Source organism: Massilia agrisoli, assembly GCF_020831365.1.
In the GTDB taxonomy this organism is placed as follows: domain Bacteria; phylum Pseudomonadota; class Gammaproteobacteria; order Burkholderiales; family Burkholderiaceae_D; genus Telluria_A; species Telluria_A agrisoli.
This window is the reverse complement of sequence record NZ_JAJHPV010000015.1, coordinates 1-7,925: the sequence shown is the minus strand read 5'-3', so window position 1 is coordinate 7,925 and position 7,925 is coordinate 1. Positions and strand designations below refer to the sequence as shown.

Below are 7,925 nucleotides of genomic sequence, written 5' to 3'. Positions count from 1 at the left end.
CAAAACCGCCTGCGCACGCTTTACGCCCAGTAATTCCGATTAACGCTTGCACCCTACGTATTACCGCGGCTGCTGGCACGTAGTTAGCCGGTGCTTATTCTTCAGGTACCGTCATTAGTGGGAGATATTAGCTCCCACCGTTTCTTCCCTGACAAAAGAGCTTTACAACCCGAAGGCCTTCTTCACTCACGCGGCATTGCTGGATCAGGCTTGCGCCCATTGTCCAAAATTCCCCACTGCTGCCTCCCGTAGGAGTCTGGACCGTGTCTCAGTTCCAGTGTGGCTGGTCGTCCTCTCAGACCAGCTACTGATCGTCGCCTTGGTGAGCCTTTACCTCACCAACTAGCTAATCAGATATCGGCCGCTCCAGGAGCACAAGGCCTTGCGGTCCCCTGCTTTCATCCTTAGATCGTATGCGGTATTAGCGTAACTTTCGCTACGTTATCCCCCACTCTTGGGTACGTTCCGATATATTACTCACCCGTTCGCCACTCGCCGCCAGGTTGCCCCGCGCTGCCGTTCGACTTGCATGTGTAAAGCATGCCGCCAGCGTTCAATCTGAGCCAGGATCAAACTCTTCAGTTTAATCTCTGTTTGTTGGCATTTCTGCCACCGGTATTGCTACCGGGTCGCTCACTCAAAATACTGACCGTTACTCATTGCTGAGCAACGTATTTCTTTTTTGCGAACATTTGATAATTTAAGTATTCAAGAACCGAAGTTCTTGGCACCTTCATCAAACGCCCACACTTATCGACTGTTAATTTTTAAAGAACTTTATTCGGTGCTACTTGCTGCTCATCGACAAAGCGTTGTGTTTGTCAGCAGCAGAGAGATGAGATTATGCGGTGTTTTGCGTTTTTCGTCAACCTCTTTTTATTCTGCACTTCATCCCGTCGCTTGTTTTTTTGTGCTGCATCGCAACGGGAGGCGAACTATAGCAACCCTTGCGAAGCCTTGCAAGGGTCATGGCAAAAAAAAGACATTACTCAGACAATCTTATCGTCCGATAGTTCGGATCTGCGCGGATGCGTTCCACGGCAAACGGTAAGGCCGGCCACAGCTTCTGCGAATACAGCGGCAGCTGGTCGGCGTAGTGCGGCGATGCCGGGTCCACCGATTGGCCATACAACAGCATTCCGCGCGCCACCGGGCCCGCCTCGTCGAAGGTGACCGCCTGGACGTAGCTCGTACCCCACTCCACGTCCCGGTAACCCTGCGGCCCGAGTTCGCTGCGCATGTGGATCGAATTGTACGAACCGTCGATATCGCCGATCGCGCCATGGATCGGAACACGTACGCCGTTACGCGCCTCGCCCTGGTAATCCCCCAGCCTTCCATCCAGCGGGATATTCAGGCTGGTGAGCTTTTGGGCGGCGGCTTTCAACGCTGCCAGCATCGGCGCCATGGCTGCAGGTTTTACTTCGCGCGGCGTATTCACCGGGTTCTGCGGGTCGAAGGGAATAGCCCATTTATCGGGCAAAGCAGCGGCAGTGTTCCAAAACTCGCGGAACAGTACCGCCCCCCTGCTATCGAGGTCGGCTCGCCGGTCCCAGCCAGACAAGGCGTTGCATGCGATCGTTAATGCGGGATCTTTTGCCGCAAAGCACGCGGGCAGCAACTGTGGCAGGACCAGCTCGGCGGCATGGACGCGGTTAGCGAACGCCAGCTGCTGGACGTCTTCGATGCCAACCCGCGCCTTACGGGCGAGCGTCTCCTCGAACTGCTTGAATCCTATGCGGGTACGCATCTTTTGCTCGATTCCGGTTCGGCCGTAAAGAGGAGAGAACCCATACGGCGGCGGCCCGGTCATCAGCGAACGCGCGTTGGTCAGCCAGTAGCTGTCATTCGAGTTGCCGACGTAATCTGCGCGCACCATCCACGGACCGTTCGCAGGGGAAATGATTCCCGTCGGCGCCTGGTGGCCCGCGCCCCAATCGCAATCGCCACGCGCGCCGTTGAGCATCAGCAGCGGAGGCAGCATCATGCAATCGGACAGGAATTTTTCCGGCGTTACGTTCGGCACCACGCTCGCGTCCGCATACAAAGCCTGCCCATCGCGGTCTACCGCAACGGTATTCACCCAGGGCAAGCCGATGGTCCGGTCCAGCGAAGCTTTTAATTCCCCGACGCTGCGCGCACTGCCAATGCCGATCCACTGCTCCATCAAGCGGGTGTTATCGCGATTAGGATCGGCGAGCACGTAGACTGAATCAGACGACCAGGTCAGTCCCGCATCAGCCTTCACCATCACTGCGCCGTGCTTGCTGAAAAAGAAGGTTTTGCTCTTCGCGCGCAAGGTACCGTCCGGTTGCAGGCTGTCGACGCGGACGTTCCTCGACGTCATCTTGACCGGGACGCCGTCGGAAATGTAGGTGGTACCGGACGGATCACGGGTATCCAGCGTGAGCCGGAAGGTTGTGAAGTGGGCGGCGGTGGTGACAGTATGGGTCCACGCCACGTCGCGGTTGAAGCCAATGACCACCACAGGGATGCCGCCCAGGATGACGCCCATTGCATCGTACCGGCCAGGAACAGTCAGGTGCACCTGCCAGAAGCGATCTGTACTGGTCCACGGATAGTGCGGACTGCCAAGCAGGATGCCGCGGCCATCAACCGACATGTCCTTGCCGACACCCAGGGCGTTGCTCCCCAGCTCCGCGGTCAGCTTTGCCAGACGCTCGCGGACAAACGCCGGATTTAATTTGTCGACTTGTGTGGGCGCGCCTAACGACACTGGCGCCTGCGGGTCGCGCGCACCGTCGACAATTTCTTTCGCGAATACCTGGCCCGAGGCGTGAAGGGCTTTCTCGGCAAGCACCAGGTACATATCCTCCACTGTGATCGGCCGTACCCAGGGCGCGTTCTTGCACGCGGCGGGTAAGCGGCCCGCAAAATCCTTCAGGTAGCGGTTGTAGCCGGCCGCATAGCCGGCCAGCATATCCCGCGTTTCACGCGAACTCGTGGCGTAGCCGGCACGCAGTTGTTCGGGGTCGAGATAGCCTTTAAAGAAGAAGTCGCTGTCCTCGTTCTTCAGGTTCATAAAATCGCTGGCCGCGCCGTACTCGCCATTTCTAGCCGGCGTTGCCGGGAGATCGCCGCCGAAGAAGCGCGACCGCTCTCCGCGCACCGTGAGCAAGCTGTCGGCGAACATGCAAACATTGTCTTGCGCGTACGCGTACGCCAGCCCATAACCCAGGCTTTTGAAGTCGACAGCCCGAATGTGCGCGATGCCGAACGAGGTCCGGCTTACCTCGGCACTGAACTGCGGTGTCGGTTGCGGTGCTGGCGGTATCGGGTCGCTGCTTTTTCCGCATCCGCCAAGCGCTGCCGCAAGCAGTAGCGCTGCGCGGGCGCGGCCTTGCGTAAAGCGCCGAAATGTCGACTGTACGTATCCCATGCTGGCTCCTCCAATTTTCGCTGGTATGTAAAGGACGGCAATCGCGGGGGATGCCATCGATCATGATCGCTGGAGCAATGCCAAGGGTATTGATAGCACTCAACGATGAGCAAAGGCACGGGCAGGAGGCGACAGTAAATGCGCGATGGCAGTTTCAACTGTGCGCGGTTGATGGCTTGGGGAATGTCGCGTACTGTTGAGTGTATGGAAAACAATGCAATTTATAACGAGTCCCTGAACGGGGAAATGCGCAACATCATCGAAGAAGCGCGTGTCATCTTGCCTGGCGTGCAGGCGCTGTTTGGGTTCCAGACAATCGCCGTGTTTAATGACCGATTCACGGAACTGCCGACCTATGCGAAGGATTGCCATTTGCTTAGCCTGGGCCTGGTCATCATGGCGGTGGCGCTGGTAATGACGCCGGCCGTGTATTACCGCGTGGTCGAGCCGGCCAATATTTCGAAAGGGATGATCAGGCGCTCGTCTTCACTGATCCGGTGGGCGCTGGCGCCCTTGGCAGGTGGCTTGGCGCTGGACATGTTTACGGTGATCATCATGGCGACAAAGAATTTGAACCTCAGCATTGCCAGCGCAACGGTAACCTTCTTGTTCCTCAGTGGCTTGTGGTTTGTGTTCCCCTGGTATCAGCGCAGGAAGCAGCTAAATAAGGGCGTCATGCGATAGCTGCTGTCGTGGGAAATGTGCGTGGACGAACAGATGAGCCTCCCCAGGCAAGGATAATGAACACCGCGCAAGTAGTGCGCTAGTCGGAGAGGTGGGCCAGCGCTGCATGCCGAGCGTGATGATCGGGGGAAGCGCAAGGAATGCCAGGGCTGGCCCAGCCGTCTGGATGGAAACATGGAAGCCTGGCCGCGTCGGCCTCAGCTCGCGGGCGGCGGAAATCGCAAGGTGAAGCAGGTGGCGTTCGGCACACTAGTTACGCTCACGGAGCCCTTGTGCAGATGCATGATCGAGCGCACGATCGCCAACCCCAGCCCGCCGCAGTCGCTGGCTTTGCTGCGCGCCGGATCGCAGCGATAAAACCGGTCGAACAAGTGCGGCAGATGCTCGTCATCAATCGCCTTGCCGCCGTTTTGGACGGAAATTGCAGCCCATTGATCATTCACTTCGCCGAGAATCGTCACCTTGCTATTGCGCGGTCCGTGCTGCAGTGCGTTAGCCATCAGGTTCGCCACGGCGCGCCGCACGAGTACGCGATCAGCGTGCAGCACCCCGCGCGCATGGACCTCGAACACAACACCGCGTTCGTCGGCCATACCTTCAAAATAGTCAATGAGCTGGGCCGCCATCACGCCCAGATCAATCGCTTCACAGTCGATGGCGGCATCGGTCTGTTCAGAGCGCGCCAGAAACAAGATGCTGTCGATCATGCGCGCCAGCCGTTCGTATTCTTCTTGATTCGACGCAAGCAGCTCTTCGTAGTGCTGTACCGGTCGAACCTTGCGCAAAGTGTGCTGGGTCTGGCCCATCAGGTTGCTCAGGGGTGTACGGAGTTCGTGCGCCAGGTCTTCCGAAAACCGCGATAACTGCGCAAATCCGCCGGCCAGTCGCTCCAGCATCTGGTCCAGCGCGACGCTAAGCACATCCAGTTCGCGCACGGAGGTTTCCGGTGCACCAAGACGCACATGCAGGCAACTTGCGTCAATGGCTGCGGCGCGTGCGGCCAGCTGCCGCACGGGGCGCAGGCTGCGCTCACTGATCAGCCACCCGAGCAGGAACGACAGCGCGGCGCCCGCGGCCAACGCTATCAACAATGTGTTGCGGTAGGAGCCAAGGATCTGATCTCGTTCAGCGAGCATCTTGCCGGCCACGAGCGTGAACTGCCTTTCCCCCTGCACCACGTCGACCCAGGCCAGGCGGATCGCCTGCCCCGCGGACGCGTTGGCCAGCGCAATGCTGCTGCTGGCGCCCAGGGCGGGCAACGGCAGCTGAGCGGGATTGATTTCGATGATGGGCCGCCCTTGGGCATCGATCATCCACAGTACGCTGTCCCGGTTACCCATCATATTTCCATATAAGTGAGGGCGGCTGCGCAGGGCCTCGATGCTGGCACTGTCATCGACCAGCGCACGCATTCGATCGACCCGACCGATCAATGCGGCGTCATCACGTGAGGCAATTTCCCCTTCCAGGGACTGATACAGGTAGGCGCCAACCGCGCCCGAGACCAGCACACTGGCGAGCGCGAACAGCCAGGCCAGCCGCGTGCTGATGGCGCCGGGCCAAAGCCTCATGGCTTCTCCCCCAGCACGTACCCCATGCCTCGCACCGTGTGAATCAGCTTTACTGGATAGGGATCGTCCACCTTGGCGCGCAGGCGGCGCACCGCGACATCAACGACGTTGGTGTCGCTGTCAAAATTCATCTGCCACACATGCGAGGCGATGAAACTGCGTGAAAGCACTTCATCCGCGCGGCTCATGAGCAGGTGCAGCAAGGCGAATTCCTTACTGGTCAAGGTGATGCGGTCCCCCTGCCGCGTCACGCGGCGACGCACCACGTCGACCTGCAAGTCAGCAACCTCGAACGAGTCCATATCGCGTGGCGGGCCGCGCCGCAGCAGCGTGCGGACGCGCGCGAGCAGTTCGGCATAGGAGAACGGCTTGACCAGGTAGTCATCGGCCCCCATCTCCAGGCCCCTGACTTTATCTTCAACGCCATCGCGGGCGGTCAGGAACATTACCGGCGTCGGCCCCTTGCCGCGCACCAGCTTCATCAGCTCCCACCCGGTAAGGCCGGGCAACATCACATCGAGGATGACCAGGTCGAACGCGAACTCCTCGATCATGTAGCGGCCGTCAAAGCCGTTCCCCGCCACTTCGACCACATAGCCAGATTCCCGCAACCCCTTCTGCAGGTACTCGGCAGTCTTGCTTTCATCTTCCACGATCAGTATGCGCATGCGGCCCCCACCCTTCTGACGTCATCTTACAGCGCGCCGAAACCTTCATTACAAGTTTGTAATGTCGCCGCAATCCAACTGACGCCGGCGCGCAGCTAGCATGGTCGCCTTCCCTGACAACAACGAGGACCAACAATGCTCCCCAACTCAAGCTGTTTAATTCCCCTTGGACTTGCCTTGTGCATCGGCGCAGCCGAGGCAGCGCCGGCCAACCACGTGCTCAGGCCGGATATCACCCTTGGCGTCGCCAACCGCCTGCTGGGGGCAACGATGGAGTCCTGCCATGCCAAGGGCAGAACACTGGCCGTCGCCGCGGTTGACCGCAGCGGTAACCTGGTCGCCCTGCAGCGGGACGACGATGTCGGACCACACAATACCCTGGCCGCGCAGCGCAAGGCGTATACGGCACTGTCGACCAGGACGGCGACAAACCAGCTGGGTGACAACGCGCGATCCAATGTCCAGACCCAGAACCTCAATACCGTCCCGGAGCTGCTGTTGCTCGGTGGCGGCTTGCCTCTCAGATCGGGCGGCGCTGTGGTTGGCGCAATTGGGGTGGCTGGCGCCGGCGGCCCGGCAATGGACGAAGCATGCGCGCTCGCCGCCATCGAACAAATTTTTTCTTCAACAACCAACTAAACAGGAGTTTGCAATGTCCACAATGAAAAAACTATTGGTCGCCGTGACCCTCGGCAGCCTGTGTCAATTCGCCAGCGCGCAGGCCAATCCGCTCAGCGTTCATGTTCTCAATGTTCAAGATGGGCTGCCTTCGCCCAACGTCACCGTCACGCTGGAAAAACAGGTCAGCGATCGCTGGATCATGATGAATACCGCCGCGACCAATGCCCAGGGCCGCATCCCAGGTCTGTTCCCGCAGCAGGCGCAGCTCGATAAAGGGACCTACCGCGTGACTTTCAAGACCGGCGCATGGTTTGCCGAACACAACCAGGCCACGTTCTTCCCCGAAATCCCGGTCATTTTCGCGGTCGATGGCAGCGTCAAGCACTACCATATCCCCTTGCTCCTGAGCCAGTACGGGTATTCTACGTATCGCGGCAACTAAGTTCCTCGTCCGCAGGCGCGCCAAAGAAGCCGCCACTATTTTTCGATGGGGGCCACTTTGGATAGCGCCGTTAAATCCGGCCCCCAGCAAGGGCGGCCAAATTACAGGGCCGAGTTCAAGCAACAGATCGTTGCTGTTGCGGCGGCGCCAGGTGCATCTTGTCCAGGGTGGCGGTTTGGTTCACCAGTTGAACGCCAACATTCCCTACGACTTGCTTTTCTCGGGACGAAAAAAAACCCGCAAGTGCCAATGCACCTGCGGGTTTTTTCTTTATAACTAGCCTGACGATAACCTACTTTCACACTGGTTGCAGCACTATCATCGGCGCAAAGTCGTTTCACGGTCCTGTTCGGGATGGGAAGGGGTGGGACCGACTTGCTATGGTCATCAGGCATAACTTGTACGAGCAACTGTTCCCAATGGGGCAACAGCGCTCTGAATCTGGAAGAAGTAGTTTTATATCAAATCAGTTTTGAAGTCTTGCAGACCTATAACTACTAATGTTATAGGGACAAGCCGTACGGGCAATTAGTATCAGT

General features: G+C 58.7%; 6 protein-coding genes and 2 rRNA genes. 3 read left to right on the top strand and 5 right to left on the bottom strand.

The features are described 5' to 3' along the window. Positions 1 to 585: ribosomal RNA gene (locus LMJ30_RS16415) — 16S ribosomal RNA — on the bottom strand; the annotation flags it as partial. 400 nt (positions 586 to 985) lie between these two features. After that, a complete protein-coding gene (locus LMJ30_RS16410; RefSeq protein WP_229433466.1) occupies positions 986 to 3,400 on the bottom strand; it encodes a penicillin acylase family protein in 2,415 nt (804 codons plus the stop codon). A gap of 138 nt (positions 3,401 to 3,538) precedes the next feature. On the opposite strand from LMJ30_RS16410, the gene LMJ30_RS16405 reads away from it, so the two are divergent. After that, entirely contained in the window at positions 3,539 to 4,084 is a 546-nt protein-coding gene (locus LMJ30_RS16405) for a DUF6328 family protein (RefSeq protein ID WP_229433464.1), read from the top strand. Positions 4,085 to 4,281: 197 nt separating this feature from the next. Here LMJ30_RS16405 and LMJ30_RS16400 read toward each other — a convergent pair whose 3' ends face one another. Together LMJ30_RS16400 and LMJ30_RS16395 are read right to left on the bottom strand one after the other, a co-directional pair. Continuing rightward, positions 4,282 to 5,655, bottom strand: coding sequence for a heavy metal sensor histidine kinase (locus tag LMJ30_RS16400; RefSeq protein ID WP_229433462.1), 1,374 nt, complete (start codon positions 5,653 to 5,655; stop codon positions 4,282 to 4,284). Then, the gene (locus LMJ30_RS16395; protein ID WP_229433461.1) at positions 5,652 to 6,323 is read right to left on the bottom strand and encodes a heavy metal response regulator transcription factor; all 672 of its coding nucleotides are present in this window, start codon (positions 6,321 to 6,323) and stop codon (positions 5,652 to 5,654) included. Before LMJ30_RS16395 ends, LMJ30_RS16400 begins: the two co-directional genes overlap by 4 nt. Positions 6,324 to 6,458: 135 nt before the next feature. Between LMJ30_RS16395 and LMJ30_RS16390 the strand changes: the two genes are divergently transcribed. Beyond that, positions 6,459 to 6,962 carry a GlcG/HbpS family heme-binding protein gene (locus tag LMJ30_RS16390; RefSeq protein ID WP_229433459.1) on the top strand — a complete coding sequence of 168 codons (504 nt, stop codon included), beginning with the start codon at positions 6,459 to 6,461 and terminating at the stop codon, positions 6,960 to 6,962. 13 nt (positions 6,963 to 6,975) lie between these two features. Beyond that, positions 6,976 to 7,386 carry a hydroxyisourate hydrolase gene (gene uraH / locus LMJ30_RS16385; protein WP_229433458.1) on the top strand — a complete coding sequence of 137 codons (411 nt, stop codon included), beginning with the start codon at positions 6,976 to 6,978 and terminating at the stop codon, positions 7,384 to 7,386. Between the two features lie 279 nt (positions 7,387 to 7,665). On the opposite strand, the gene rrf is transcribed toward uraH, so the two are convergent. Beyond that, positions 7,666 to 7,778: ribosomal RNA gene (rrf, locus tag LMJ30_RS16380) — 5S ribosomal RNA — on the bottom strand. Positions 7,779 to 7,925: the final 147 nt, after the last annotated feature.

Excerpts from the sequence above, each read along its gene's own strand:
- LMJ30_RS16405 (WP_229433464.1), top strand. The coding sequence starts at position 3,539 with ATGCGCGATGGCAGTTTCAACTGTGCGCGGTTGATGGCTTGGGGAATG.
- LMJ30_RS16390 (WP_229433459.1), top strand. The coding sequence starts at position 6,459 with ATGCTCCCCAACTCAAGCTGTTTAATTCCCCTTGGACTTGCCTTGTGC.
- uraH (WP_229433458.1), top strand. The coding sequence starts at position 6,976 with ATGTCCACAATGAAAAAACTATTGGTCGCCGTGACCCTCGGCAGCCTG.
- LMJ30_RS16395 (WP_229433461.1), bottom strand. The coding sequence starts at position 6,323 with ATGCGCATACTGATCGTGGAAGATGAAAGCAAGACTGCCGAGTACCTG.
- LMJ30_RS16410 (WP_229433466.1), bottom strand. The coding sequence starts at position 3,400 with ATGGGATACGTACAGTCGACATTTCGGCGCTTTACGCAAGGCCGCGCC.
- LMJ30_RS16400 (WP_229433462.1), bottom strand. The coding sequence starts at position 5,655 with ATGAGGCTTTGGCCCGGCGCCATCAGCACGCGGCTGGCCTGGCTGTTC.